At 71.5% G+C, this 26,121-nt stretch carries 24 protein-coding genes; 12 read left to right on the top strand and 12 right to left on the bottom strand.

The genetic code is table 11. From position 1 onward, the window contains the following. Positions 1 to 7: 7 nt before the first annotated feature. Both M1L60_RS48005 and M1L60_RS48000 read left to right on the top strand, forming a co-directional pair. On the top strand, positions 8 to 2,323 hold the full coding sequence (locus tag M1L60_RS48005) for a putative bifunctional diguanylate cyclase/phosphodiesterase (RefSeq protein ID WP_253241218.1): 2,316 nt from the start codon (positions 8 to 10) through the stop codon (positions 2,321 to 2,323). Between the two features lie 45 nt (positions 2,324 to 2,368). After that, complete coding sequence (locus M1L60_RS48000; RefSeq protein WP_253241217.1) at positions 2,369 to 3,835, top strand: GGDEF domain-containing protein; 1,467 nt, start codon at positions 2,369 to 2,371, stop codon at positions 3,833 to 3,835. Here M1L60_RS48000 and M1L60_RS31680 read toward each other — a convergent pair. Genes M1L60_RS31680 through M1L60_RS31665 form a run of 4 tightly spaced genes read right to left on the bottom strand, consistent with a single transcriptional unit; the run spans position 3,832 to position 11,193 of the window. Then, the gene (locus M1L60_RS31680; protein WP_253241216.1) at positions 3,832 to 6,540 is read right to left on the bottom strand and encodes an FtsX-like permease family protein; all 2,709 of its coding nucleotides are present in this window, start codon (positions 6,538 to 6,540) and stop codon (positions 3,832 to 3,834) included. The two genes, M1L60_RS48000 and M1L60_RS31680, sit on opposite strands and share 4 nt — an antisense overlap. After that, positions 6,537 to 9,662, bottom strand: a complete 3,126-nt coding sequence (locus M1L60_RS31675) for an FtsX-like permease family protein (protein ID WP_253241215.1) — start codon at positions 9,660 to 9,662, stop codon at positions 6,537 to 6,539. Before M1L60_RS31675 ends, M1L60_RS31680 begins: the two co-directional genes overlap by 4 nt. Next, complete coding sequence (locus M1L60_RS31670; RefSeq protein ID WP_253241214.1) at positions 9,656 to 10,336, bottom strand: ABC transporter ATP-binding protein; 681 nt, start codon at positions 10,334 to 10,336, stop codon at positions 9,656 to 9,658. The genes M1L60_RS31675 and M1L60_RS31670 overlap by 7 nt, the downstream gene beginning before the upstream one ends. Then, positions 10,333 to 11,193: an ABC transporter ATP-binding protein gene (locus tag M1L60_RS31665; RefSeq protein WP_253241213.1), complete on the bottom strand. Its 861-nt coding sequence runs from the start codon at positions 11,191 to 11,193 to the stop codon at positions 10,333 to 10,335. The genes M1L60_RS31670 and M1L60_RS31665 overlap by 4 nt, the downstream gene beginning before the upstream one ends. Before the next feature lie 249 nt (positions 11,194 to 11,442). Between M1L60_RS31665 and M1L60_RS31660 the strand changes: the two genes are divergently transcribed. Further along, the gene (locus M1L60_RS31660; protein WP_253241212.1) at positions 11,443 to 11,928 is read left to right on the top strand and encodes a hypothetical protein; all 486 of its coding nucleotides are present in this window, start codon (positions 11,443 to 11,445) and stop codon (positions 11,926 to 11,928) included. Here the strand turns inward: M1L60_RS31660 and M1L60_RS31655 are convergent. Then, positions 11,912 to 12,379: an SRPBCC domain-containing protein gene (locus tag M1L60_RS31655; protein ID WP_253241211.1), complete on the bottom strand. Its 468-nt coding sequence runs from the start codon at positions 12,377 to 12,379 to the stop codon at positions 11,912 to 11,914. The genes M1L60_RS31660 and M1L60_RS31655 overlap by 17 nt on opposite strands. Further along, complete coding sequence (locus tag M1L60_RS31650; protein ID WP_253241210.1) at positions 12,376 to 12,711, bottom strand: ArsR/SmtB family transcription factor; 336 nt, start codon at positions 12,709 to 12,711, stop codon at positions 12,376 to 12,378. The genes M1L60_RS31655 and M1L60_RS31650 overlap by 4 nt, the downstream gene beginning before the upstream one ends. A 69-nt stretch (positions 12,712 to 12,780) precedes the next feature. On the opposite strand from M1L60_RS31650, the gene M1L60_RS31645 reads away from it, so the two are divergent. The 6 genes from M1L60_RS31645 to M1L60_RS31620 all read left to right on the top strand — a co-directional run bounded on the left by M1L60_RS31645 (position 12,781) and on the right by M1L60_RS31620 (position 20,381). Continuing rightward, positions 12,781 to 13,626, top strand: a complete 846-nt coding sequence (locus tag M1L60_RS31645; protein WP_308208571.1) for an aldo/keto reductase — start codon at positions 12,781 to 12,783, stop codon at positions 13,624 to 13,626. A gap of 4 nt (positions 13,627 to 13,630) precedes the next feature. Then, complete coding sequence (locus M1L60_RS31640) at positions 13,631 to 14,170, top strand: gamma-glutamylcyclotransferase family protein (RefSeq protein WP_253241209.1); 540 nt, start codon at positions 13,631 to 13,633, stop codon at positions 14,168 to 14,170. A gap of 96 nt (positions 14,171 to 14,266) precedes the next feature. Further along, the gene (locus tag M1L60_RS31635) at positions 14,267 to 16,687 is read left to right on the top strand and encodes a glycoside hydrolase family 3 N-terminal domain-containing protein (protein WP_253241208.1); all 2,421 of its coding nucleotides are present in this window, start codon (positions 14,267 to 14,269) and stop codon (positions 16,685 to 16,687) included. Positions 16,688 to 16,830: 143 nt separating this feature from the next. Next, complete coding sequence (locus tag M1L60_RS31630) at positions 16,831 to 17,934, top strand: RCC1 domain-containing protein (RefSeq protein ID WP_253241315.1); 1,104 nt, start codon at positions 16,831 to 16,833, stop codon at positions 17,932 to 17,934. A gap of 302 nt (positions 17,935 to 18,236) precedes the next feature. Beyond that, a complete protein-coding gene (locus tag M1L60_RS31625) occupies positions 18,237 to 19,565 on the top strand; it encodes an endonuclease/exonuclease/phosphatase family protein (protein ID WP_253241207.1) in 1,329 nt (442 codons plus the stop codon). A gap of 105 nt (positions 19,566 to 19,670) precedes the next feature. After that, complete coding sequence (locus M1L60_RS31620; protein ID WP_253241206.1) at positions 19,671 to 20,381, top strand: hypothetical protein; 711 nt, start codon at positions 19,671 to 19,673, stop codon at positions 20,379 to 20,381. Here M1L60_RS31620 and M1L60_RS31615 read toward each other — a convergent pair. Both M1L60_RS31615 and M1L60_RS31610 read right to left on the bottom strand, forming a co-directional pair. After that, positions 20,375 to 20,527, bottom strand: coding sequence for a hypothetical protein (locus M1L60_RS31615; protein ID WP_253241205.1), 153 nt, complete (start codon positions 20,525 to 20,527; stop codon positions 20,375 to 20,377). The two genes, M1L60_RS31620 and M1L60_RS31615, sit on opposite strands and share 7 nt — an antisense overlap. Before the next feature lie 105 nt (positions 20,528 to 20,632). Next, complete coding sequence (locus tag M1L60_RS31610; RefSeq protein ID WP_253241204.1) at positions 20,633 to 20,824, bottom strand: hypothetical protein; 192 nt, start codon at positions 20,822 to 20,824, stop codon at positions 20,633 to 20,635. Here M1L60_RS31610 and M1L60_RS31605 point away from each other — a divergent pair. After that, positions 20,814 to 21,203 carry a hypothetical protein gene (locus tag M1L60_RS31605; RefSeq protein WP_253241203.1) on the top strand — a complete coding sequence of 130 codons (390 nt, stop codon included), beginning with the start codon at positions 20,814 to 20,816 and terminating at the stop codon, positions 21,201 to 21,203. The two genes, M1L60_RS31610 and M1L60_RS31605, sit on opposite strands and share 11 nt — an antisense overlap. 6 nt (positions 21,204 to 21,209) lie before the next feature. Here the strand turns inward: M1L60_RS31605 and M1L60_RS31600 are convergent, their stop codons facing one another. The 3 genes from M1L60_RS31600 to M1L60_RS31590 are packed head-to-tail and all read right to left on the bottom strand — an operon-like array spanning position 21,210 to position 23,575. Continuing rightward, positions 21,210 to 21,833, bottom strand: a complete 624-nt coding sequence (locus tag M1L60_RS31600; RefSeq protein WP_253241202.1) for a hypothetical protein — start codon at positions 21,831 to 21,833, stop codon at positions 21,210 to 21,212. A gap of 3 nt (positions 21,834 to 21,836) precedes the next feature. Beyond that, complete coding sequence (locus M1L60_RS31595; protein ID WP_253241201.1) at positions 21,837 to 23,000, bottom strand: SGNH/GDSL hydrolase family protein; 1,164 nt, start codon at positions 22,998 to 23,000, stop codon at positions 21,837 to 21,839. After that, on the bottom strand, positions 22,997 to 23,575 hold the full coding sequence (locus M1L60_RS31590; protein WP_253241200.1) for a TetR/AcrR family transcriptional regulator: 579 nt from the start codon (positions 23,573 to 23,575) through the stop codon (positions 22,997 to 22,999). Before M1L60_RS31590 ends, M1L60_RS31595 begins: the two co-directional genes overlap by 4 nt. Positions 23,576 to 23,721: 146 nt before the next feature. Here M1L60_RS31590 and M1L60_RS31585 point away from each other — a divergent pair, with 146 nt between their 5' ends. Beyond that, complete coding sequence (locus M1L60_RS31585) at positions 23,722 to 23,958, top strand: hypothetical protein (RefSeq protein WP_253241199.1); 237 nt, start codon at positions 23,722 to 23,724, stop codon at positions 23,956 to 23,958. 339 nt (positions 23,959 to 24,297) lie between these two features. On the opposite strand, the gene M1L60_RS31580 is transcribed toward M1L60_RS31585, so the two are convergent. Beyond that, positions 24,298 to 24,912 carry a TetR/AcrR family transcriptional regulator gene (locus M1L60_RS31580; protein WP_253241198.1) on the bottom strand — a complete coding sequence of 205 codons (615 nt, stop codon included), beginning with the start codon at positions 24,910 to 24,912 and terminating at the stop codon, positions 24,298 to 24,300. 83 nt (positions 24,913 to 24,995) lie between these two features. Between M1L60_RS31580 and M1L60_RS31575 the strand changes: the two genes are divergently transcribed. Beyond that, positions 24,996 to 25,793, top strand: coding sequence for a CE1 family esterase (locus M1L60_RS31575; RefSeq protein ID WP_253241317.1), 798 nt, complete (start codon positions 24,996 to 24,998; stop codon positions 25,791 to 25,793). Positions 25,794 to 26,121 lie beyond the last annotated feature (328 nt).

Below are 26,121 nucleotides of genomic sequence, written 5' to 3'. Positions count from 1 at the left end.
TGCGATTGTGAGATCTGTGGGTGACGAGTCGGCGCGGCCTGCGGTGCTCGTGTGGGCGGCCGTGGCCGTCACCGCGCTGCTGGCCGTGGTCGCGTTCCAGGTGTCGTCGCTCAACGGACTGGCCACGCTCATGCTGGCCAGCGCGGCCCTGCTGCTGACGGCGATCGCCGTCGGGGTGCGGCGGCACCGGCCCGAGTTCGCGCGGGGCTGGTGGCTGATCTTCGTGTCGGTCGGGCTGGCGCTGGCCGGCAACGTCATCGTCGCGACGCTGCTGCCGCCGGAGGTGGCCACCGGGGGCGTGGCCATCAACGTCATCTACGGCATCACGTACCCGATCCTGTGTGCCGGGGTGGCCCTGCTGCCCAACCACGGGCGGCGGGGCGCGGCGGCGCTGGGCATGACCGAGAGCGCGATCATCGCGTCCGGCGCCGCGGTGATCTGGTGGATGGTGTTCGTCGACCCGTCGCTGATCGACACCGGGCTCATCCACAGCCAGGCCTACCTGCTGGTGGAGCCGTTCCTCGACCTGGTGCTGCTGACCTTCGGCGTACGCCTGCTGCTGCTCAGCGACTCCCGGTCCGTGTCCTACTGGCTGGTCGCCGCGTCGTGCGCGGTCCGGCTGACGGCCGACACCGCCTATCTGACCGTGGGGAGCAGCGCCGGCTTCCCGACCGAGGTCAGCATCGTCGGGTGGGTCGTCTGCAACGGCCTGCTGACCGCGGCCGCCCTGCACCCCTCGATGAAGCGTACGGTGGCGCTCCCGGCCGACCAGGCCACGCTGAGCCGGCACGGCGCGACCCGCATCTACGTCGGCACGGTGGTCGCCACACCTGTGCTGACCGGCCTCTTCCTGCTACGGGAGGCCCTGCAGGACACCCTGGGCAGCCTCGACGTGGTCGTCCCGATGGTCGCCACCGCCCTCACCTCGGCCCTGGTCGTGCAGCGGATGCGCCAGCTCAACCGGATCGCCGCCGCGCGGGCCGCCGACCTCGAGAGGGCCCTGCACAACGAGGCCGATCTGCGGCAGGAGCTGCGGTTCCGCTCCGAGCACGACGTGCTGACCGGGCTGCCGGGCCGGACCGTGCTGCACGACCGGCTCGCCGCCGCGATCGAGGGCGGGCGGCCGGGCGCGTTGCTGCTGCTCGACCTGGACGGGTTCAAGGACGTCAACGACCGGTTCGGGCACGCCGTCGGCGACGACCTGCTGGTCGAGGTGAGCGCCCGGCTGCGCCTGCTGTTCGGCGGGGCCCTGGTCGCCCGGCTGCACAGCGACGAGTTCGCCGCGCTGCTCACCGACGCTCCACTGACCGACGCCTGGGCCACCACCGAGCGGGTGCTGACCGCCATGCGCCGCCCGTTGACGGTGCAGGGGCACGAGCTGTTCGCGACGGTGAGCATGGGCCTGCGCGAGCTCGAGCCGGGCCGGCCCGCCGAGGATCTGGCCCGGGACGCGTACCTGGCGTTGCATGCGGCCAAGGAGGCCGGGCGCAACCAGTTCGTGCTGTACGACGAGCAGTTGCGCGAGAAGCGGCTCGAGACGGCCCGGACGGTCGAGCGGCTGCGCGAGGCGCTCACCCGCGAGGAGTTCGTCGTGTTCTACCAGCCGCTGATCCGGCTGGCCGACGAGCAGATCACGGGCGTGGAGGCACTGATCCGGTGGCAGCCGTCCGGGGAGTCGATGGTGCCGCCGGACAAGTTCATCGGCATCTCGGAGGACAGCGGCCTTATCGTGCCCATCGGGGCCTGGGTGCTGCGCGAGTCGTGCCGGGTGGTGGCCGGCTGGCACCGCCGCCACGGCACCGTGGTCTCGGTCAACGTGTCGCCGCGGCAGCTGCGCGAGCCGGGTTTCGGCCTGATGGTGCTGGACGCGCTGGAGACGTCCGGCCTGCCCCCGGAGGCGCTGATCCTCGAGATCACCGAGGGCGTGCTGGTCGACTCGGGGATCGCCACCGAGCAGGCGATCAGCCACCTGACCATGCTGCGGACGCACGGCGTGCGGGTGGCCGTCGACGACTTCGGCACCGGGTACTCGTCGCTGGCCTATCTGCGCGACCTGCCGATCGACCACGTCAAGATCGACCGCTCGTTCATGCCCGTCCCCGGCCCGCCCGACCCGGCCGCCCGCACCCTGGTCAAGGCCATCATCGACCTGGCCGCCGGGCTGCGCCTGGGCACGATCGCCGAGGGCGTGGAGACCGCCGAACAGGTGGAACTGCTGCGGGAACTGGGCTGTCAGCGGGCCCAGGGCTTCTATTTCTCGCGCCCGGTGCCCGAGGCCGACGCGGCCCGGCTGATCGACCGGGAGCGGCTCACGAGCGGCTGACCGCTGCCGATCAGAAGAGCGACGACGGGATCAGGAGGGCCGCTGGTGACGCACTCTGTGCTCGACCGTGCGGCCATCCGTGCCTCGCAACCGGTCCCGGAGGGCCCTGACCCGGCCCGGCAGTCACGGTTCTGGATGATCTGGCTGGCCGGGGCGGTCGCCTTCTGTGCCGGGCAGTTCTTCGCCGACCCGACCGGCCCGATCGGTGGCTCTATGGCGTTCGCCATGCCGATCCTGTTCTCGGCCGGGATCGTGGCCGGCGTGGTGCTGAACCGGCCCCGGCCACGCTGGCCCTGGCTCCTGCTGGCGTCGGCCGGCCCGGTCATGGTGGCCGGTTTCGGCATCTGGCTCTCCGGCGCCGAGACGGCGGCCTTCGCCGTGTTCATGACGGTGTACCCGCTGGAGGCGGCGGCGCTGCTGCTCATCATGCGGGGCGCGTCGTGGCGGCAGGACCGCGCGGGTCTGCTCGACACCGCGATGATCTGCGTCGGGCTGGCCCTGGCCTGCTGGCTGCTGGTCATCACGCCGTTGCTCCGGCTCGACGATCTGCTGCCCGGCGACGCCTTCACCGCCCTCTTCCCATTCGGCGACGTGCTGCTGCTGGGCGTGCTGATCCGCTTCTTCACGCTGCGGGGCCTGCGCAACGCCGCGTTCTGGCAGATCAGCGTCTCGCTGCTGCTGCAGACGTGCACGCACCTGGCCACTTTGCTGCCGTTCATCACGTCGGTGAAAACGACCGACATGCAGCCACTCACCTCGCTGTCGGGCTTCTTGATGGCCGGGGCGGCCCTGCACCCGTCGATGCGTACGCTCACCGCCAAGCCGCTGCGGTCGGTGGCCGAGACCTCGCCGCGCCGCGTGCTGCTGGTCAACGTGGCCTGCATGGGCGCCCCGGCGCTGCTCATCGCCCAAGGCGTGCTGCAGGACGGCCAGGTCGACTGGATCGCCGCCGGCGTCGGCTGCATCGTCCTGTTCGCCCTGCTCGCGCTGCGCATGGTCGACCTGGTCGGTCAGGTCCAGGACAAGGCCCGCCAACTCGACGCGGTGGCCCACATCGACGCGCTGACCACCCTGCCCAACCGGCGGGCCTGGGATCTCGAACTGTCCCGCCGCATCGCCGGCGCGCGCCGCCACGGCACCCCGGTGGTGGTCGCCATCATCGACCTCGACCACTTCAAGCAGTACAACGACCAGCACGGTCACCAGGGTGGGGACGAGCTGCTGAGCCTGGCCGCGGAGGCCTGGCGGGCCGAGCTGCGCCCCGAGGACCTGCTGGCCCGTTACGGCGGCGAGGAGTTCGGCGCGATCTTCGACCACTCCCGCCTGGCCGACGCCGACCTGATCATCGAGCGCCTGCAGGCCGTCACCCCGGACGGCCAGACGTTCTCGGCCGGCGCCGCCCAGTGGGACGGCGCCGAGACGGCCGACGACCTGCTGGCCCGGGCCGACGCCGCCCTCTACGCCGCGAAACGGGCGGGCCGCGACCGTCTCTACGTCTCGAGCACCCGCTAGGAAGACACGCGGAGCACGTCGCCGAGCCTGCGCTTCTTCCGTACGGCCGATTCCGTGGCCACCACGGCCGCGAGCACCACGGTCAACGCGACGACGGCCACCACCTCGACGGTCCACCACGGTACGACCGTGACCGGCACGGCGACCTGGCCGGTGAGCACGTTCAGGGCCAGCGGCCCGACCGTGAGCCACGACAGCAGCGCCCCCAGCAGCGGCCCGGACACCGCCGCGACCAGCGCCACCGGCAGCAGTTCGCCCGCCGCGACCCGGTGCGCGTCGCGCGGCCGCAAGCCCAGCGTGCGCAGCCGGGCCAGTGTCTCCCAGCGCTGCGGAGCACCGGCCGCCGCCGCCAGCGCGAAGCCCAGCAGCCCCAGGGCCAGCAACGTCCCGGCCGCGACCAGCTGCAACCGGACCAGGCCGGCGGTCAGCGGGGCCGTGCGCCGCTCGTCGAGCACCTCGGCCCGGGTCGTCAGCCGCCCGTCGGCCCCGGTGGCCCGGATCGCCGCGGCCGCGCCCGGCCCGGTCGCCCACACCGTGTTCGGCGCCGACTCCAGCCCGGCCGCCGCAGCCGCGGCCCGGTCGACCACGACCACATCGTCGCCGCTGCCGATGGCCGGCGCCGGGCCGACCGCCGTCATCGGGGTGAAGGTGTTGGTCCGCAACGGGAGCCGGAACGAGGTGCCCGGTCGCAGGCTGTCGTCGCTCGTGCGGACCAGGGCCGGAACGGTGCCGTCGACGGCCGTGGTCAGGCCGCCCGGGTCGGGCAGCCCGGCCAGGGGGGTGCCGGCCCGCAGCTGCCGCAGGGCCGCGGTGTCGACCACGACCAGGCGGGCCACGATCGACGTGTTGTCGGCGATGAACCGCTCGCTGTCGACGACCCGGGCCGCGACGGCGTGCCGCACGCCGGGCGCGGCCGCGACCTGCTGCGCGATCTCGGCCGTGGACCCGGCGGCCTCGGTGCCCAGGGTCAGCTGCACGTCAGCCCCGACGGCCTGCCAGGCGCCGTCGGACAGCCCGCGGTCGGTGGTGGCGTGCAGGGTGATTGCGAACGAGGCCAGCGCGATCGCGGCCGTCACGGCCAGCGCGGGCAGCAGGCGCGAGGCGGTCGCGGCCGCCCGGGCCGCCGCGAAGAGCACCAGCGGACGCCGGGAGCGCAGCGACAACTTCAGCGCGGCGCCGGTGCCCGCGGGCAGCAGACGCACGAGCAGCAGGGCGGCGGCCAGCGCGCCCAGGGTGGGCGCGGCGGCGGGCAGCCCGACGTCGCCGTCCTCGGCCGTGCCGATGCCGCGCTGACGCAGGGCGACCAGCGCGCCGATGGCCAGCACGACCACGGCCACGTCGATCGCGGCCCGCCGCAGCAGCACTGTGCGCAGGGCCCAGCGGCGGGCGCTGCGGTTGGCCGGGGCGCGCTTGTCCCGGGTGGCGCGGGCCGCGGCCAGCGTGCCGAAGGCCGGACCGGCCGCGACCGCGAGCACCAGGAACGGCACGACCCAGGTCAGGGCGGCCGAGCCGGTCACGACGGCGGCCAGCGCGAGTCCGAGGGCCGCGGCCGGGACGGCGACCACGGTCGACTCGACGGCCAGTTCGGCCGCGATCGTGGGCAGGCCGGCGCCGCGCTGCCGGGCCGTGGTCAACGCTGGGGTGCGACGCCGGGTCAGCAGATCGGCGGCCAGGCTCACCACCAGCAGGGCTCCGGCCAGCACGGCGATGAGCAGCACCGCGGCCTGGGCCGACGCGGTGGCGATCTGGTTGCGCAGGTCGCGCAGCACGCTGTCGAGCTGGGTGGCCCACTTGAGCGAGGTGTCGCGCTCGGCCGAGACCGCCGACAGGCCCTTGAGGGTGGCCACCGCCGACGCCAGGGCCTGGGCCGACTCCCAGGTCAGGGTGCCGGGGTCGGCGTCGAAGCGGACGCTGCGGCGCAGCTGGTCGGACCGGAAGGCGAGCCGGGCGTCGGACAGCGACTCGTCCGACAGCAGGCCGCCGAACCGGGTGCTGCCCAGGCCGTCCCGGTTGGCCGCCGGCTGCAGCAGCCAGGGGGCGAGCCGCCAGGCCGGGTCGGCCGGGTCGACCGGCCGGAAGATGCCGCTGACCCGGACGTCGTACGGGGTCCGGCGGTCGTCCTGGACCGGGATCCTGTCGCCCGGTTTCGCGCCGAGCACTGTCGCCTCGGCCTCGGACAGCCCGATCTGCATGGGCCACGGCGCGCCGTTGAGCGGGATCTCGATGGACTCGTCCGGCGTCGACGGGCCCGGCGCCTTCCCGGCGATCCAGGTGACGGCCGGGCCGTCGTCGCCGCTGTGCAGGTATTCGAGCTGGAGGCGGCGCTGCACGCTGCCGTCGGTGACCGCCATCGAGATGCTGGAGACGGTGGCGACGGGTGGTTGCAACGCGGACCGCAGGCTGGGTTCGAGCTCGCCCTCGGCCAGGTGGGCCAGCGAGGCCACGTCGTCGGCCAGCAGCGGGGCGCGTACCCGGCCCCCGTTCGGGCCGTAGTCGTCGGGCCATTCCGCCTCGACCCGGACCGCGGCGTCGTCGGCGGCCCGGCGTACGGCGTCCCGGGTGGCCTCGTCCGAGGTCGAGCGCAGCACCGGTGGGGTGGCCCCGGCCAGCAGCGCCACGACCGTGACGACCAGTGCCACCAGCAGCAGGGGACCGGCGTCGGCGCGGGCCCGGCCGCGGATGCTCGGCCAGTGCAGGGGCGTCATGACGCCACCCGTAGGTGCGCCGCGTCGGCCCGGCTGACCTGGATGACCACCGCGGCCCCGGCGGCCAGCGCGCACGCCCCGGCCAGCACGGCGAGCAGCAGCAGCTCGCCGGCCCAGGGCCAGTGGGCGATCGCGGCCGGCACGGCGGCGGCCCCGGTGTCGGACCGGATCAGCAGCGGCGCCACCAGCCAGGTGGTGAGCGCGCCGACCCCGGCCCCGGCCGCCAGCAGCGGCAGCACGACCGCGCCCTGTTCGCCCAGCAGCGCGGCCCGGATGCCCCGCCGAGAGACGCCCAGGCCGCGCAGTCGCGCCACCTCGACCGCGCGTAACTGCATGTCACAGGTGACCTGCAGCAGCACACCGCCCAGCAGCAGCACGACCGCGGCCACGACCAGCACCCGCAGGACGGCCGGGAACGACGCCCGCAGCGGGCTGCCGGTGAGCCGCTCGGCTTCGCCGGTGCGGGTGGTGACGGTGCCCAGTCGCAGGTCGCCGAGGTCGGTGCGGACCGGGTGCCCGACCCACCAGGCGGTCACCGGCGAGTCCACGTTGCCCCGGACGGCCAGGGCGCGGCTCAGCGAGTCGACGTCGGCCAGCAGCGCCGCCCCGCCGGGCACGGACGGCACCTCGGCCACGACCGCGGCGATGGTGGCGTCCACGGGGGTCTGGTCCACCGCGAAAGTGATCTCGGAGCCGCGTTCGGCGCCGACCTCGGTCGCGAACTGCCGCGAGACGACGACCGGGATCGGCCCGGGGTCGGCGAAGGCGGTGGCCACCAGGACCCGGCTCGACGGGGTGGTGTCGGCGAAGCTCACGACGGCGCTCAGGCCCAGCCGGGTGCCGTCGGCCCGCACCTTCGGATCGCTGAGCTGGTTGGACTCGGGGGCGGCCGACCGGACCGTCCAGTCCGCGGCCGGCGGCTCGGGCAGCGTCACGGTGGCGTCGATGGCGCTCAGGTGCTGGATGCCCGACTCGCCCAGCACCGACAACGTGACGCCGACCAGGCGCAGCCCGGAGATCGGCACGCAGCCGGTCACGGCGTGGGGGCGGCCGTTCAGCGCGACCGGGTCGCCGTCGCACGTCGTCCGCAACCCGGTGTCGTCCTGGAGCATGAGGTGCGGGGTGACGGCGATCGGCCGGTCGCCGGTGGCCGTGCCGGTGACGGCCAGGGACGCACCCTCGGGCAGGGCGACACCGGTCACGGGGGCGGCCGGGACGAGCGTACGGGTGACCCCGGCCCAGCCGCCGTCGGCCTCGACCCGTCCCCGCAGCAGCGCATCAGCCCGGCGGGTGTCGACGGCGACCAGCTGGGGCGCCGTGTCGGGCCCGCCGAGCCACTGGCCGACGACGATGTTCTGCTTGGCCACGGGGCTGATGGTCCCGCCTGTGGCCGCCGCCACCCGCGCGCTCTGACCGGTGACGGGCGCGGTGGTCAGCGAGACGGCCAGGTCGGTGCCCACCGACAGGTCGGCCTGCTCGCGCTGCGAGGTGTGCCAGGTCGAGCCGAACGCCGTCCCGAACGTCGCCGCCGCCGCGCCCAGACAGATCAGCAGCCCGGCCGCCAGCGCCTGCGGGCGGCGGGCGGCCCCGGCCGTGGCCAGCGAGAACGTGAAGCCGCGGCTCCGCGTGGCCAGCCGCTCGGCCGCGCGTAGCAAGGGCGGCAGGGCCCGCAGCAGCAGCGCCGACCCGGCCACCAGGATCAGCGCAGGGGCGAGGATCCGCACGGCGTCGGCCCGCGACCCGGCCCCCGCCGGCTGGGCCCGCAACTGCCACCAGCCGACCGCGGCCAGGGCCACGAGCAGCAGGTCGAGCCCGGAGCGGGCGAGCAGCTCGCGGTGCCGGCGGCGGTCGCCAGGGTCGGCCGCGGGGCGGGTCGAGAGCAGGACATGCAGGGCGGCCAGGGCCACGGCGCCGGCCGCCACCACCAGCACCTGGGTGCCGGTCACGGTGACGGGCGCACCGAGGCCCGCGCCGGACAGCGGGGGCAGACGGGTCAGCCCGGCGAACAACAACGACGACAGCGGGACCGACAACACCACGGCGAGCGCGGCGATGGCGCCGGCCTCGGTGGCGGCGACGGCGGTGAACTGCCCCCGGCTCGTACCCAGAGCCGCGAGAAGATTGAACTCGTTCGTACGCACCCCGGTCGTCAACCGCCCGGCCAGGGTCAGCGCGATGGCCGTCAGCACCAGGCCGATCAGGGCCAGGGCCAGCACCGCGCCCGACGTGAGCTGCTGCTGGTCGCGGGCGTCGAGCAGCAGCTGGGGGAGCGGGGACGAGACGCGCTGGATCTCGACCCGTTCGCCCAGCGTGCCCTCGAGCTTGCGGTTGGCCCCGAGCAGCGACGCCGTCAGCTCGTCCAGCCCGCGCTCGGTCGGCGCCGACAGGTCGGGCCGGGCCGTGACCTCGATCCGGCTCAGCGCGTTCCGCCCCGAGAGCAGCGTGTCCAGGTCGACCAGGAACGGCCCGTAGGCGTGGATCTGGCGGGCCGACGTGCTCTCCGGCGGATCCGGGTCGAACCCGGCGCCGCCCAGCGGATCCCGGTCCCAGCCGGTGTCCGGCAACGGCCGGACCACGGCCACCACTGTCACCTCGACCGGCGCGTTCGCGTCCCGGCCCAGTTCCGGTCCGAGCTGGACGCGGGCGCCGGCCTTCAGCCCGAGCAGCCGGGCCGTGCTCTGCAGCACCGCGGCCTCGGTCGTGCCGGCCCGCGGCCAGCGCCCGGAGACCAGGGCGGCCCGGGCCGGCAGGTCCTCGATCGCCGACAGGTAACCGCCGCCCTGCACACCGTCCGATTCACCGGCCATGGGCAGGGTGCGCAAGGCTCCCGAGGCCCGGGTGGTCGTGGTCGCGGTGAACGGCGCGACCGCCGTGACCAGCACGTCGCGGGAGTCGGTGGCGACCGAGCCGGCGTTCCTGGCCGCGACCGCACCGATGTACGCGGTGACCGTGACGTCGTCCGGGTCGGCCCGCGCCGCCGAGACCTCCACCGCGCGTTCCGAGGTGCGGGTGACCAGCAGCGTGCTCGTGCCGAGCAGGGTCGCGCCGACGACCAGGATGGTGAGCAGCGCGGCCAGCAGCGGCCAGTGCGCCCGGGCCCGCCGGGCGACCAACGTCAGCACGCGTCGACTCGCCCGTCGCTGATCCGGACGACCCGGTCGGCCAGCGCCATCATCACCGGGTCGTGCGTGGCCACCACGGCGGTCACGCCCTCGGACTCGACCACGCCGCGCAGCAGGCCCATCACGGCCAGGCCGGTCTCGGCGTCGAGCTGGCCGGTCGGCTCGTCGGCGATCAGCAGCCGGGGCGAGGCGGCCAGGGCCCGGGCGATGGCCACCCGCTGCTGCTGGCCGCCGGAGAGCTCACCCGGGCGCTGCTGGGCGTGACCGGCCAGGCCGACCAGGTCGAGCAGCAGGTTGACGCGGCGCTCGCGCTCGGCCGGGTCGGCCCGGGCCAGCCGCAGCGGCACCCCCACGTTCTCGGCCGCCGAGAGCACCGGGATCAGGCCGAAGGTCTGGAACACGTACGAGACCTTGTCCCGCCGCAGCTGCGAGCGGCCGTCCTCGTCGAGGCCGGTCACGTCGAGCCCGTCGACCACGACCGTGCCCGCGTCGGGGCGGTCGAGCCCGCCGATCACGTTGAGCAGCGTGGTCTTGCCCGAGCCGGAGCGGCCGACCAGGGCCACCATCGTGCCCGGCTCGACGTCGAACGAGATGTCACGCAGGGCATGCACGGCGGCCGGACCGGAGCCGAAAGTGCGGTTGACCCCGCGTACGGAAAGTAGTGGCTCGGTCATGCGTCGGGCCGGATCGTGATGTGGTCGGGTTCCAGGGCGAGCCGCACCCGCCGGGTCAGGGCGAGCGCCTCGCGGTAGTCGCGGGGCACCTGGATGCGCCCGGCCCGGTCCATCACGGCGTACTCCTCGGCGATGACATGCGTGTTCCCGTCGTCGGCGGTGGCCGTGCGGCGCAGCACCTCGCTGCTCGTGCGCCCGTCGCGGATGGCCACGGTGCGTTCGACCTGACCGCTCACCGCGGGGTCGTGGGTGACCACGACGACGGTGACGCCGAGGTCGCGGTTGACGTCACGCAGCGCGCCGAACACCTCGGCCGAGGTGGCCGTGTCGAGCTCGCCGGTGGGCTCGTCGGCCAGCAGCACGTGCGGCTGGTTGGCCAGGGCGACCGCGATGGCCACCCGCATCTGCTGCCCGCCCGAGAGCTGACCGGGCTTCCGGTCGGCGAACGCCGCCACCCCCAGCGCCTCGAGCAGCTCGCCCGAGCGCTGCTTGCGGACGCCGGCCGGGGTGCGGGCGGCGGTCATGGGCAGGTCGACCATCTGCCGCGCGGTCAGGTACGGGATGAGGTTGCTGGCCGTCTGCTGCCGCACGAAGCCGACGGTGTGCCGCCGGTAGCGCACGCGGTCGGCCCGGGACATGCCCAGCAGGTCCCACTGCTCGACCTGGGCCCGCCCCGCGGTCGGCGCGTCCACCCCGGCCAGGATCGACAGCAGCGTCGACTTGCCGGAGCCGGACGCCCCGACCACGGCCACCATCTCACCCTTCTCGACCACGAGGTCGAGCCCCTGCAACGCCTGGACCTCGACCGGGCCGGTCTGGTAGATGCGCACCAGGCTCTCGCACACGATGAGCGTCATCCCCACCCCCGATTTCGTGATCACTGTTATATCCGATCAGGTGACAACCGTGTCGTCCTGCCGACTTCCCGGTATCCGTGCCCCGGGCCGACGCTCTCCACTGGCAGGGACAACCGTCTCGTGCGACCCGACCGGGGAGGACTGCCATGGCCGCCAAGATGCTCGTGACACTGCTGGAGCCCGCCGACGCGGCGGCCGTCCGCGCGACCGGGGTGGAGGTGCTGGCCCTCGGCCGCGCTGCTCAAGGCCGTGCTCATCAACGGCGCGGCCACGATGCGGGGCCAGTTCGCGGGCGAGATCGCCGCCGGCCCGAACGACGTCTGCGGCTTCGGCCGGGTCGACGTCACCGCCGCCCTCGACGAGCACATGCGGTGCGACGACGACCCGGCCGCGGCCGTCGGCACGGGCGAGATGCGCCGCTGGACCGTGCCCGCCGCCGTCCCCGGCCGGCCGCTGAAGGTCACCCTGGTCCGGACCGACCCGCCGTCGCTGGAGGGCGTCGGCTCGCTGGTCAACCAGCTCTACCTGCAGCTGCAGGCCCCGGACGGCACGGTCCTGAACGGCGACACCACACAGTTCCCGACCGCCACCAACAACGTCCAGCAGATCACGGTGGCTTCGCCTTCCGAGGGCGCTTACACCGTGCGGGTACGCGGCGTGTCCGTTCCCAGCGGCCCCAAGCAGCCGTTCGCCCTCGTGGTCGCCGGCGGGACCGGCCTCAAGCGTGTTCCGTGACTGCCGCGAGCTGGGTGGTGACGGTGCCCCAGCCGTCGAGGAAGCCGAGCTTCTCGTGGCGGTCGCGGGCCGCCGGGTCGCCGTGGCGGACGAGGACGCGGTAGTCGGTGCCGTCCGGGTGGTCGGCCAGCGTGATCTCGGCGGTCAGGGCCACCGGGTCGGGGTCGGTCGGGCGCCACGCGCTGTCGACGGCGTTGGTGAAGACGAGTCGCTGCTCGTCCTCGACGACCAGGAACAGCGCGTCCATGTGCGGCGCGAAGGTGACGCCGTCCTCGCTCATGCGGGTCACCAGGCCGCCGCCGGGGCGCGCCTCCAAGCGGTCGACGCGGCACACGGTGGGGGCCGGGATCCACCACTGGGCGAAGCGGGCGGGGTCGGTCCACGCGCGCCAGACGGCGGCCCGCGGGGCTCGGATGATGCGGTCGAGGGACAAGTCCAGATCGGGGTTCACGACGGGTTCTCCTCTTCGGTGACAAATTGTTCGAGTCGGTCGGTGCGCTGCTGCCAGACGGCGCGCTGCTCGGCCAGCCAGTCCTCGACGACGGCGAGGCGCTCGCGGTTGAGCACGCAGGTGCGGACGCGGCCCGCCTTCGTGGTGCGGATCAGCCCGGCCGACTCGAGCGTGCGGACGTGCTTCATGAACGAGGGCAGGGTCATCGGAAAGGCGCCGGCCAGCTCGCCCACGCTGGCCGGGCCCTGACCGAGACGGCGTACGACACCCCGCCGGGTCGGATCGGCCAGGGCCACGAAGACGTCGTCGAGCAGCGCCGAATACTGTGCCACGCGGCTAAGTATTGTCGGCCGCGATACTTAGCGCAAGGGCTAAGTATCGGCGGGGCGGATACTGGGCGGGTGACTGCGATCAACTTGGGTGGCAAAACTGTCGAGCGGCTGGGATTCGGCGCGATGCGCATCACCGGCGACGGCATCTGGGGACCACCGCGCGACCATGACGAGGCGATCCGGGTCTTGCGCCGGGCGGTCGAGCTCGGCGTGACCTTCATCGACACCGCCGATTCGTACGGGCCCGAGGTGTCGGAAGACCTGATCCGCGAGGCCCTGTACGACGGCCGTGGGTACGGCGACGTCGTCATCGCGACCAAGGGCGGCTTCACTCGCAGCGGCCCCAACCAGTGGGCAGCCGTGGGCCGGCCCGAATACCTGCGCCAGTGCATCCGGATGTCGCTGCGGCGCCTCGGGGTCGAGCGGATCGACCTGTGGCAGCTGCACCGCATCGACCCCAGGACGCCGCGGGCCGACCAGTTCGGTGTGCTGCGCGAGTTCCTCGACGAGGGTCTCGCGGCCCAGGTCGGCCTGTCCGAGGTGACGGTCGAGGACGTCAAGGAGGCCCAGGCGGCGGGCGTGCCCGTGGCGTCGGTGCAGAACCGTTACAACCTGGGGGACCGCCGGGCCGAGGAGTTGCTCGACTACTGCACCGACCAGGGCATCGCCTTCATCCCATGGGCCCCGGTCGACGCCGGCGTGCTGGCCCGCCCGGGTGGGCCGCTGGACGCGGTGTCCCGGGCCCATCCGGGCGCGACAACCGGTCAGCTCGCGCTGGCCTGGCTGCTGCGGCGCTCGCCGGTCATGGTTCCGATCCCGGGCACGTCGTCGGTGGCCCACCTCGAGGAGAACTGGGCGGCCGGTCGGGTCGAACTGACCGATGACGAGTACGAGGCCCTGACGAAAGCCGCCTGAGGCCGTGGCCCTCATCTTCGGGTACGGGTCGTTGGTCGCGCCGGGGACGATCAGTGCTCTGGGCGGCCGCGACCCGGTTCGCGCGCGGCTGCCCGGCTGGTCCCGCTCGTGGAACGTGTGCACCGACAACACCGCCAACGGGCCGGTGGTCTACGAGGAGGTCGTCGACGGGTCTCGGCCGCCCATCCAGGTGCTGTTCCTGACGATCGAGCCAGTCTCCCTCTCCTCGGCCGCCGGATCCGAGCCCGCCGCGGCGCCGGCCGGGGTCGAAGGGGTGCTTTTCGGCCTGCCGGATGACGGGCTACCTGCGCTCGATGCGCGCGAAGGCAACTACACGCGGATCCCTGTGTTCGGGACGGCGTGGACCTACACCGCGCGACCCGAGAGTGCTGAGCGGGCCCGCCGCGGTATCGCGGCCGGCACCGCCCGCATCCGGCGCGACTATGTGGACATCGTGACCGAGGCCTTCGGCGCTCACGAGGGCATCCCCGGCCTGGAACCGCTTCCGGCCCCGGTCGTCCCGCTCGTCCGCCGCCTGCGCTGAAGTGCCGTGTCTGTTCACGTCTTGGAAGCATTGTTGTAATGGGAGCGCTCCCATGCAACCATGACGGTCAATGTCCGACCGCCATGAGGACTCGCTATGCGCTCACTGGGAACGGCCGCTCTTGTCGGAGTGCTCGGCCTCTCTGTCGTTGCTGTGCCACCCGCGCGGGCCGCTGCCGTCCTGCCCTACCAAGACCCGTCGCTGCCGGTCGCCACCCGCGTGGCCGACCTGCTGAGCCGGATGAGCCTCGACGACAAGGTCGGGCAGATGACCCAGGCCGAGCGCGGCGTGATCAGCGCCGCCGACGTCACCTCGTACCGGGTGGGCTCGGTGCTCTCGGGCGGCGGGTCGGCGCCGTCGAACAACACCCCGGCCGGCTGGGCCGACATGTACGACGACTACCAGCGGGGCGCCCTGGCCACCCCTTTGCAGATCCCCATGCTGTACGGGATCGACGCCGTGCACGGCAACAACAACGTGCCCGGCTCGACGATCTTCCCGCACAACATCGGGCTCGGCGCCACCCGTGATCCGGCGCTCGTCGAGCGGATCGGGAAGGCCACGGCCGAGGAGGTCACGGGGGCCGGTCAGGACTGGACGTTCGCGCCCTGCCTGTGCGTCGCCCGCAACGACCGGTGGGGGCGCACCTACGAGTCGTACGGGGAAAAGCCGGAGCTCGCGACGGCAATGACCACCCTCGTGGACGGCTTGCAGGACAACGGTGTGCTGGCCACGGCCAAGCACTACATCGGCGACGGCGGCACGACCGGCGGGGTCGACCAGGGCAACACGCAGATCAGCGAGGCCGAACTGCGGTCGGTGCACCTGCCACCGTTCACCGCGGCCATCGAGCGTGGCGTCGGCTCGGTGATGCTGTCGTTCAGCAGCTTCAACGGCGCCAAGCTGCACGGGCACAAATACCTGATCACCGACCTGCTCAAGGGTGAGCTCGGCTTCACCGGCTTCGTCGTCTCGGACTGGGCCGCGATCGACCAGCTCGACGGGCAGCGCGGCTTCACCCAGGCCGAGGTGGTCACCGCGATCAACGCCGGGCTCGACATGGCGATGGTGCCGGTCGACTGGAAGATCTTCGTCGGCTATCTGAAGGCGGCCGTGCAGGCCGGGCAGATCCCGATGACGCGGATCGACGACGCCAACCGCCGCATCCTGACCAAGAAGTTCGAGCTGGGGCTGTTCGAGAAGCCGTACGCGGACCGCAGTCTGGCCGCGACGATCGGGAGCGCCGAGCACAGGGCGCTGGCCCGGCAGGCCGTACGGCAGTCGCAGGTGTTGCTGAAGCAGGGGATCCTGCCGCTGGCCAAGACCGGCGGCAAGATCTTCGTGGCCGGCAAAAGTGCCGATGACCTGGGCAATCAGAGCGGCGGATGGACGCTGAGCTGGCAGGGCGCCAGCGGGAACACGGTGGCCGGCACGTCGATCCTGGCCGGCATCCGATCCGCGGTCGGCAGCGGCACGACGATCACCTACAACCGCGACGGTACGGGCATCGACAGCACGTATCGGGCCGCCATCGCGGTGGTGGGGGAGACGCCGTACGCCGAGGGGGCGGGCGATCGGGTCGGCTCGATGAGTCTGGATGCGACCGATCTGGCCACGCTGTCCCGGCTGCGCGCGGCCGGGGTGCCGGTGATCGTGGTGCTGGTGTCGGGGCGGCCGCTCGACGTCGCGGCCGAGGTGGGCAACTGGAACGCGCTGGTCGCGGCCTGGCTGCCGGGTACCGAGGGCGGGGGAGTGGCCGACGTGCTGTTCGGCGACTACGCCCCGACCGGGAAGCTGCCGGTGACGTGGATGCAGTCGGTGTCGCAGCAGCCCATCAACGATGGGGACGGAAAGGCGGCGCTCTATCCGTACGGCTATGGGCTGACCTATGCGGCGGCGCCGGTCGATACGACGGCGCCGAGCGTGCCCGGTGGGTTGACCGCGGGCGGGGTGACGGCTTCCGGTCTCACGCTGAGCTGGGCCGGGTCGACCGATACCGGTGGTAGCGGGCTGGCGGGTTACGACGTGTATCGGGACGGTGTGTTGATCGGGTCGCCCGCGTCGGCGTCCTATGCGGTCAGCGGGTTGAGCGCGGCCACCCGGTACGAGTTCAGCGTGGGGGCGCGGGACTCGGCGGGGAACCGGTCCGCGCGTTCGGCGGTGCTGGCGGTGACCACCGGGAGCGGCAGCGGTTCGGGTGGGTCGTGCCGGGTGCGGTACACGACTAACGACTGGAGCACGGGGTTCACCGGGACGGTCGCGCTGACCAACACCGGGACCGCGGCCATCTCGCCGTGGGCGCTGAGCTGGCTGTTCGCCGACGGTCAGACCGTCACACAATCCTGGTCGGCTCGGGTGACCCAGAACGGCTCGGTGGTGACAGCCAGCGGTGAGGCTTGGAGCGCTTCCCTCGCTCCGGGCGCGACCATCAGTTTCGGGTTCAACGGCTCGCACGGCGGAAGCAATCCGCGGCCGGCCTCGTACACGCTGAACGGCACGCTTTGCGACGCCTCGTGACACGTTTCCCATTCCCGCGTCTCCGCTTTACCTCGCGTTCGCGCTTCCCGCTTTCGCTCCCGCGTTCGTGCTTTCCGCGTCGTCCTAGGAGGAGTCAGCACGTGAAGAACAAGATTCGAGCAATCGTGACGGTGATCGGTGTGATGATCGCCGCCATCGGGGCGCTGGCCGCACCGGCCTACGCCGCCGCCCCGCCCCCGTCCAGCGTGGCCACCGGTTACGGACACACCTGTGTCGTGCGGGCCGATGACAGTCTGTGGTGCTGGGGCGGTAACTACAGCGGCCAGCTGGGCGACGGGACGGTCACCAACCGGACCACCCCGGTCCGGGTGGGAACCGCCTCGACCTGGGCCGGGATCGACGGCGGCACCAGCTACAACTGCGCCGTCCGGGCCGAGGGCACCCTGTGGTGCTGGGGCAGCAACACCCGCGGCCAGCTCGGCGACGGCACCACCACCCGGCGGACCACCCCGGTCCAGGTCGGCACCGCCACCACCTGGGCCACCGTGAGCGCCGGCGACAGTCACACCTGCGCCGTCCGTACCGAAGGAACTTTGTGGTGCTGGGGTTTCAACCGCTTCGGCCAGCTGGGTGACGGCGCGGCGGTCTACACCGCGTCCAGCCCGCTGCAGGTCGGCACAGCCAGTAACTGGGCGAGCGTGACAGCCGGTTTCGCGCACACCTGCGCGACGCGCACGGACGGCACCCTGTGGTGCTGGGGTGACAGCTCAACGGGCCAGCTCGGCACCGGAGCCCTCGGCTACAAGACCACCCCGACCCAGGTCGGCACCGCCACCACGTGGTCGGACGTCACAGCCGGCTACCTGTTCACCTGCGCAACGCGTACGGACGGCAGCCTTTGGTGCTGGGGCGAGAACGGCTACGGCCAGCTCGGCGTCACCGGCACCTACCAGGCCGCCCCCATCCAGGTCGGCTCGACCACCACCTGGACCGGCGTCAACGCCAGCTTCGACACCGCCTGCGCGACCCGCACCGACGGGAGCCTGTGGTGCTGGGGTAACAACGCGTACGGTCAGCTGGCCGACGGCAGCACCACCCACCGCTACACCCCGACCCGCATCGGCAGCACAACCACTTGGGCTCCCGACACGGCCGCGGGCTACCACAACTGCGCCTTCCGCACGGACAACAGCCTGTGGTGCTGGGGCAACAACAACAACGCCCAACTGGGCGATGGCACCACCACCGCCCGCCCAACTCCCCAGCCGGTAACCCTGCCCAGCTGACCCTGCCCAGCTGACCCGTCCCCACGGGCACGCGTCTCCCCAGTCCTAGGAACGCGTGCCCGCGGCGACACCCCGCCTTCACCGCCCCGCCTTCAGCGCGCTATGCGTCCAACGCTCTGCGTTCGCGGCTCTCCCGTCCCCGTCCCACCTCCAGCGCCTCGCGCTACGTGCCTGTGTCTTCCGTCCTCGGGCATGCGCCTCCCAGTCCTAGGATCGCGTACCTGTCAGGGCTCTTGCCCCAGGTCGCGGGGGTGACGCTCCATGGAACATGTGTTCGTGACGGCACGAACTATCATCTGTTCATGGCGATTCGCCGATCCGTCCTGCGGTCGCTGATCTCCGCGGTGCTGGGTGTGGTGAGCACGATCGCCCTGCCCGGCGCTTCGCGCGGCGCGGCGTCGGCGATGGAGGCTCTGGCCGGCCCGGCTGATCCGGCCGACCTGCATGTGATGACGTTCAATCTGCGTTTCGCCGGTCCTGGCCTGCCCAATTCGTGGCCACAGCGTCGCCCGGTTATGCGCAATCTGGTGACGGTCGAGCAGCCCGACCTCATCGGCACCCAGGAAGGCCTCAACGATCAGCTGCGCGATCTCGAGGACGACCTGGGTGACCGCTACGACTACGTCGGCACGGGGCGCATGGGTGGTAACCGCGGCGAGTTCATGGCCATTTTCTTCAACAAGGAAAGGCTGACCCGCCAGGCGTACGGCCATTTCTGGCTCTCCGACACCCCGCAGGTCCCCGGTTCGGAAACCTGGGGCGGATGGTCGATTCGCATGGTGACCTGGGCCCAATTCCAGGACCACGTGACCGGCCGTCGCTTCTACGCCGTGAACACGCATCTGGACAACGCCAGCGAACACGCCCGCCGCAAAGCCGCCGACTTGATCCGAGCCCGCATGAGAACCATGGACCCGGCCCTGCCGACCATCCTGACCGGCGACTTCAACACACCCGCCAACTCGAGCAGCTACGTCTACGACCTGCTGACCACACGTTCCGGCTTCCGCGATACGTGGGCGACGGCGGCCGAACTGGGACCGGCCTACGGCACATTCCATGGCTACCGCCCCCCCGGTGCCGGACGGCCCCCGAATCGACTGGGTCCTGACCAGCCCCGGCATCGCAACATCGGCCGCGCTGATCAATCCCTACCACCGGGACACCCAGTATCCCAGCGACCACATGCCGGTTCAGGTCCGACTACGACTGTCCTGACCGGTCGCAGCCGCAGCCGCCTGGATCTCGTCGTGCGAGGCTTCTCAGGGCTGTTCATCAGCGAAGGCGAGGCCGTTCTCGGCCAACGCAGCGGCCAAGATGGTGATCGCTTTCGGCCCGACCCCATGCCAGCTCAGCATCTCGCGCCGGCTGTAGGTCGCGACCTGAGCAAGGGTCGTGACTCCAGCCGCGAGGAGTGCGCTGTTGGCCGGTCGCCCGATGGGCGGCAGATCCCCAATCTGAGCAGGCAAATCGCGAGTACTCACAAGCCCACAATAGTGGGCCCGCCGGGCCGAGATCGTGCCCGCCGGGCCGAGATCGTGCCCGCCGGGCCGAGATCGTGCCCGCCGTGCCGGGCTGCGCCCCTTTCAAGGCGGCGATGGTCGTGGCACCAGCATCGGTGGTCGCTTTAGTAGTGACGATTCTGGCTGTTCTGGTGGCTTGCGCGCGCCACGGAGCCGGGCCTGAGGTGGCGCGCGGCCGGCGAGTCAGCGTTGCACCTGGCATAGCATGCGGCGATGGGTTCGGACTGGACGTGGGAGCTGCGGACCCCGGTGGCTGCGGAGGCGGCGCTGCGTGACGTGTTCGCGCTGGCGGCCGAGCGGGATCTCCATCCGCATCGCCCGGACGGGCTGATCAACCTGTTCACCAACGCCGATTCCGATCTGCTGACCGTCACCGAGCCCGAGGCCGCTATCGCCGCCCTGGCGACCGGCGAAATGAACGGGCAGTTCTGGACCGGTGGCGACGTCGACATCTTCGTCGAGTGGCGGGACGGAACCTTGGTTTGGGCACTCGACGCCGTCTTTTGCCGGCGCCGGCCAAGCCCTGAGGCCGACCCTTTCCGGGAGCTTCATGCCCGGCTGACCAGCCTGTGGCTTGTTGCCGCCGAACGCCTCGATGCCGATCTGGGCCGGATCCGCGATGAGTGGTCCAGTGAGCAGGCCTGGCAGGCCGAAGTGCGCGAGGACATCGTGGCCCCCACGCCGCTGTCACCCGTCGAGATCGACTCGCCCAGCGGCTGGCCGGGCGAGCTGGGCTGGTGGACCTACCTGGGCCGTGGCCGGAACCTCTCCACGCCCCCGCTGCCGGAGGTCGCCGCTCGGACCCGTCGGCTACCGAGCGGCGCCCTGCTGATCACCCTGCTCGATGACCCGGCCGCGGTCGATCCACTCCACTACGCGTACGTCATGAGCAGGTGGTTTCGGTCGTTGGCGCCGGGTCAGTAGCGGCGGCGACCCTGCAGGCGGGTGAACAGGCCCCGCAGCCGGCGCTGGTTCTCCGGCTTGGCCAACTGCCGACGGCCCTGGTCGACCAGCTGCTGACCCTTCGGGCTCTGCAGGAAAGCGCGGACACGTTGGGCAAGGGTTGCCATTGCGGGTTCCTCCTAGGATCGCGTGACTCCCTTATACCCGCGCAACCGGCCCCGGAAGCGTGCGCAGCTGAAGCCACAGCACCTTCTCAGCTGCGGTGTCGTCGTTCACGTTCCGTAGCGCAGATACGCCCGGCGGGACGGCGACGGGAATCGCCGGACGATGCTTTCGACCGCGGCCAGCATCCGATCGGCGTCCGGCCCGTAAAGGTAGATCGTCACGTGCCCCGCCCCGAATTCGTCGCCGTCCAATTCGCCGGCGTCGTCGATGGCGAGCGCCGCCTCGACTTTGCGCTCCAACCCCCGTACCGAAGCAAGGTCTTCACTGCTCGGCAGGCTGTCTCCCTCGAGTCCGCTGGTCGACCTTTATGCCGAGTACCGCCGATTCCAGGCCGACGGGTTCGGCCGGCACGGCAACGAGGTCGAGGAGAGCGAACTCTTCGAGCAGTCGCCGCTGATCGACGTGAGAGCGGAAACTCTCGAAGTAGCCATCCCCGTTCCGGACGGCGAAACCTATTGGCGCTGGAGCCGGTCCCACGGTTCCGGCCGCTTCATCGACGGTCTGCCCGACGACAAACGCAACGAGATGCACGCGCGTTTGCTGGAACGCGTCGATGAGATCCCGGACTTCGTCCTTCGTCGATCGGCCACCCTGTGGACCGCCCGCAAAACGGCATAGTCGTCACTACTGGGCCCACAGCGAAGCGTCAGGCCATCCCAGTTTGCGGTCGTACTCGGTCAGGGGCAGGTAGTGCTGCACCGATCGCAGACGCCCGGCATCGTCGAAGCCTCGGAATTCGGCGACGTCGTCGGCCGATCGGACAACGCCGGGCAGTGTCACCAGTCCGCTGGGCGGCACGGGAACAATAATTTCCTCACCCCCGTACCGCAGCTCGACGTTGGTGACAGCTCGACTGGCCACGACGGTGAGTTCGGCCAACCAGCGGCCACCGACACAGGCCATCTGTGCGCTCAGGTCCATCAGGTCGCTGCCGTGCGCCTCCGGCAGGGGGCCGTCGTGGCGCTCCAGCAACCACTCGGGAAGCCCCGAACCCGAGCGACTGTCGGGTGCCCGCCATTCGCCGCCGGGCGACCGCTCCAGCAGATAGACGTCGGAGAGCAGCGCGTCGTTCTCCTCCGGATCACGACGCACAGCGACGACCGAGCCATACCGTCCCCAGGTCCCGGCGGCCGCAATCCAGAGGTCCTGCGGCGCCAGCCCCATCGGTAGGTCTGGAACGCCATGGTCCAGAGCAGCGAACAACTGGGCGGCTTCCAGCGAATCTGTCTGATTGTCGGACCGTCGCACGGCCTACACTCTACTGGGGATGGGGCCGAGCAGAGGGAATCCCTTGTCCGCGAAGCGTTCGCCGATCACTTGGTGGGTGGCGGCGTCCGGATGAAGCTGGTCGGGCAGGGGATGAGCGGCAGAATCGGCCTCGCCGTACAGCTCAAGTCCATCCAGATAGGACAGCTGCGGGTCGGTCTGGGCGCGCTCGGCGACGATGCGAGCCAGCTCCTCACGGATGACCGTCAGCGTCAGTTTGCCCGCGGCGCGGTCGGCCGGGTTGCCGGTAGCGATGAAGCTGACCCGTCCCTCGGCCAACGCGGCCGGGTCGAAAGCGCCCGGCCCGGGCGTGTCCTCGTGGATCGGGCACAGGATCGGCGACACCACGAGCAACGGCGTGGACGGATGGCCCTCGCGGAGCGTGTCGAGGAAGCCGTGCACGGCCGGCCCGAACGCGCGCAAGCGCATCAGGTCGGCGTTGACGACATTGATGCCGATCTTCACGCTGATCACGTCGGCCGGCAGGTCGCGCATCGTCCGGGCGGTGAACGGGTCGAGCAGGGCGCTGCCGCTCAGCCCCAGGTTGGTCAGCTCGAAGCCGGCGCGCCGGGCCGCGATGGCGGGCCAGGTGGTGCTGGGACTCGCCGTGTTCGACCCGTGGCTGATCGAACTGCCGTGGTGCAGCCATCGCGGCCGGTCGACACTGGGGGCGGCCTCGATCGGCTCGTCCGTGCGCAGCTCGATCAGCTCGGTCTTCTCGTTGAACGGCAACCAGATCTCGACCGTCTTCAGCGTGGGGGCCAGACCCTCGAAGCGCGCGCGTCCGGGCTCGCCCGGCTCGGCTTCCGTCGTGCCGGTGGCCATGTCGATCGTGACCGTCGTGCCACCGGTGACACTCTGCCGGCCGGCCAGAACACCGTTTGCGTACAGGTCGTAGACGCCCTGCGGTCGAGGCGGGGCGCCGCGGTAGACGAGCTTGGTCGGTGCGGTCACGAGTTCGATGACCGCCGCCCGGGTGCGGAAGACCACCCGTACGCCCGAAGGTTGGCCCTCGGCCATGGTCAGTTGCGGATCGTTGCCCTGGGCGCGGGCCCACGCCGGCAGCCGGTGCGGCAACAGGCCGTGGGCGGTCAGTTCGAGCTCGACGGCGCCGCGCACCAGATCGGCGGTGATGGGTGTGGTGATCATCGTTGTCCTTCGTGGGGCCAGTGCCGCAGCAGCGAGTCGAGGGCGTCGAGGATGCGGTCCCACGACTGCTGCGGGCCGGGTTCGCTGTGGTCGAAGCTGCCGCCGAGCTCCTGGATGATGTATCCGTGGATAACGCTGCCGATGAGCCGGACCGCATGGGTCTGTTCGGGTTCGGGCAGCTCGTAACCGCGCAGGATCGCCCGCATCATGGCCGAGTGCCGCGGCCCGGCGCTGGCCATCGCGGTCTCGTGGTCGAGCCGGAGCTGCGCGGCGGCGTATCGCCCGGGATGCTCGCGGGCGTAGTCGCGATAGGTGGCGCCGAGCGCGACCAGCGCGTCCCTCCCCGCCCGGCCGGCCAGCGCGGCGGCCCCCCGGTCGGCCATCTCTTCGAGGGCGAGCAGGGCGATGCGGACGCGCAGGTCCTCCGCGTTGCGCACGTGCGAATAGAGGCTGGCCACCTGCACACCGACCCGCCGCGCCACCGCCGACGGCGTCACCTGTTCGAAGCCCACCTCATCAGCCAGTTCGGCCCCGGCCCGGGCCACCCGATCCGCCGTAAGTCCCACTCGCCCCATGTGCACCTCCTAAAGCTATTATGCAACAACCTAAATCTTTTAGGAAGCCGAACGGGGTAGGTGGTGCTATCGGCGACGACCCGCCCGCGGCGCACGAACCTTGCCGGAAGTGTTCCAGCACGGGCTGGTGAGCCTCCCTCAACGTCGTGACGGAGTTCAACGGATCGCCGGCTGGTTCCCCGCCGTCTCTCGCGCTTCTCGCGCTTCTCGCGCTTCTCGCGCTTCTCGCGCTTCTCGCGCTTCTCGCGCTTCTCGCGCTTCTCGCGCTGCGGAAGATCATCAATGACCCCAGACTGCTGGGCATGCACTGGCTGATCCGCGAGTCGTCCCGGCGATTGCTGGGTAACGCGATCCAGCGGGTAGAAGCTCACCACTCATGCTGACGCCGCCCTGAACTCGCGCCGGTTGCTCCGCCATGCCGTGAGTCATGACGCCCCGAGACACCCTGCCGCGTGCTGATCGACGGGTGTGAGCTGTGGCGTCAGCCCTGTGCCAGCCGCTTCGCGTTGTCCGTTTCGAGCGCGCTGGTCCGGGCGGTTGCTGCCGTGCTGCTAATTGCTCGCACCTATGGCCTGCCAGCGGTCAGGTGTGATTGCGCTGCTGGCGGTGTGTTGTTATCCGTTTCGTACTCGCCTACCTCGGCGGTTGCTGCCGTGCTGCTAAATGCCCGCACCTCTGGCCCGCCAGCGATCGGGTGTGATTGCGCTGCTGGCGGTGTGTTGTTATCCGTTTCGCACTCGCCGACCTCGGCGGTCGCTGCCGCGTTGTTTGTTATCCGTTTCGCGGACGGACAGGCCGTCGAGTGCGACGTCCAGGTAGCGGCGGGTCAGGGCTGGGCGCTCGGTCGGGGCTGCGTGGACTGTGGCTGCGAAAACGACGCCGCACATCAGGCGGGTTATGTCGTTGTGGTCGATGCCTGGTTTGATTCGGCCGGCGGCGTGGACCCAGGCGAGCAGTTCGCCGGTCAGGGTGTTCAGGCGGGTGACCAGTTCGGCGGTCTCGGGCAGTTCGTGGGTGGTGGCGGCGAAGACCGGCTGGACGGCGGGGTCGGCCAGTTGCGCGTTGATGCCGGCGGTGAGGAAATCGGCGAACGCCGTCCACTCGTCGTTGTCGCTGCGCAGGGCGATCTCGGCGTCGGCGACCAACTGTTCCAGGCGGGGCCGGGCCAGAGTTTCGAGCAGGGCTTCGGCGGTGGGGAAGTGGCGGTAGACCGTGGCCACCCCGATCGACGCCTCGCGGGCGATGTCGTTGAGCCGGAGCGGACGGTCCTCGTCGAGGAACGCGCGGCCGGTGTCGACGATGTGCTGCCAGTTGCGGGTGGCGTCTTTGCGGGTCACGGTGACCAGGATAACCGGATTACTTATCCGGATGCTGCTACGGTGAAACGGATAGGTTATCCGTGGACGGTGAAGGATTGGCCATGCAGATCGACGCCGCGGGGCGCACCCGCACATACACCCTGATCGAGCCGGATGGCGGTCACGATCGACTGCTGCTGGTCTTCCACGGCTCGACGCAGAACGCCGACAAGTTCCGCACCTTCACCGGCGGGGCGTTCGACGCGATCCCCGGAACGGCGGTCGCCTACCTTGACGGCTACCGCGGGAACTGGAACGACGCCCGCATCGGCAGCCGCTTCCCGGCCCGCCTGGCCGGCGTCGACGACGTGGCCTTCGCCGAGGCGGTGGTCAAGCGGCACGCCGACGGCCGACAGGTCTACGCGACCGGCTACTCCAACGGCGGCGGCCTGGTGGTGCGGCTGCTGCACGAGCGCCCCGACCTGATCGCCGGCGCGACCATCATCGCGGCCCAGCAGCCGGCGCCTTCGAACTTCTTGATCCCCGGCTTACCGGTCGTACCGAAGCCGGTCTTGATCGTGCACGGCACCGCCGACCGCATCGTGCCGTACGACGGCGGCGAGATGGCGGCCTGGGCCCGCTTCGCCTTCAAGGTCGGCGGCGAGATGCTCTCGGCACCCGACACTGCCGCCTACTTCGCCGAGCGCAACGGCATCACGGCCCCGCCGACCACCACCGAACTCACCGCCGACATCACCCGCACCGACCACCACCAGAACGACCACGCCCCCGTCCGCCTGTTCACCATCCGCGGCGGCGGCCACACCGTCCCGGGCCCGCACGCCGCACCCCGCCTGGTCGGCCGCACCAACCACGACCTCCACACCACCCAAGCAATGGCCGACTTCCACTGGTCGTAGCCCCGCCATCCTGGTCGGTCGCGGTGCCAAGCCTTGCCGCTATAGCGGATGGGATATCCGGTCGTTGCGGTTCGTGTGCCGCCCGCCCAGCCCGAGTGCCGCCCGCGCGGTAGGCCTTATGCGTGTCCGGTGCAGGCCGCACCGACTCCCGGGCCGACTTGGTGATGGCGCGGCCCTGGTGCGTTGCGGTGCTAATCATGCCGCCATGGCGAATGGGATATCCGTTTGTTGCGGCTCGAGTGCCGTCGTCCCGGCTCGAGTGCCGTCGTCCCGGCTCGAGTGCCGTCGTCCCGGCTCGAGTGCCGTCGTCCCGGCTCGAGTGCCGTCG

The sequence above is a fragment of the Paractinoplanes aksuensis genome, from assembly GCF_024137025.1.
GTDB lineage: Bacteria > Actinomycetota > Actinomycetes > Mycobacteriales > Micromonosporaceae > Actinoplanes > Actinoplanes aksuensis.
Note: the sequence above shows the minus strand (reverse complement) of the source record. Positions and strands in the feature narration are given on the sequence as shown.

What these genes read in the sequence shown, in the direction of transcription:
- M1L60_RS31575 (WP_253241317.1), top strand. Translation starts at nt 24,996, where the DNA reads ATGCAGATCGACGCCGCGGGGCGCACCCGCACATACACCCTGATCGAG.
- M1L60_RS31595 (WP_253241201.1), bottom strand. Translation starts at nt 23,000, where the DNA reads ATGATCACCACACCCATCACCGCCGATCTGGTGCGCGGCGCCGTCGAG.
- M1L60_RS31615 (WP_253241205.1), bottom strand. Translation starts at nt 20,527, where the DNA reads ATGGCAACCCTTGCCCAACGTGTCCGCGCTTTCCTGCAGAGCCCGAAG.
- M1L60_RS31590 (WP_253241200.1), bottom strand. Translation starts at nt 23,575, where the DNA reads ATGGGGCGAGTGGGACTTACGGCGGATCGGGTGGCCCGGGCCGGGGCC.
- M1L60_RS31635 (WP_253241208.1), top strand. Translation starts at nt 14,267, where the DNA reads ATGCGCTCACTGGGAACGGCCGCTCTTGTCGGAGTGCTCGGCCTCTCT.
- M1L60_RS31680 (WP_253241216.1), bottom strand. Translation starts at nt 6,540, where the DNA reads ATGACGCCCCTGCACTGGCCGAGCATCCGCGGCCGGGCCCGCGCCGAC.
- M1L60_RS31630 (WP_253241315.1), top strand. Translation starts at nt 16,831, where the DNA reads ATGATCGCCGCCATCGGGGCGCTGGCCGCACCGGCCTACGCCGCCGCC.
- M1L60_RS31620 (WP_253241206.1), top strand. Translation starts at nt 19,671, where the DNA reads ATGGGTTCGGACTGGACGTGGGAGCTGCGGACCCCGGTGGCTGCGGAG.
- M1L60_RS31670 (WP_253241214.1), bottom strand. Translation starts at nt 10,336, where the DNA reads ATGACCGAGCCACTACTTTCCGTACGCGGGGTCAACCGCACTTTCGGC.
- M1L60_RS31665 (WP_253241213.1), bottom strand. Translation starts at nt 11,193, where the DNA reads ATGACGCTCATCGTGTGCGAGAGCCTGGTGCGCATCTACCAGACCGGC.
- M1L60_RS31625 (WP_253241207.1), top strand. Translation starts at nt 18,237, where the DNA reads ATGGCGATTCGCCGATCCGTCCTGCGGTCGCTGATCTCCGCGGTGCTG.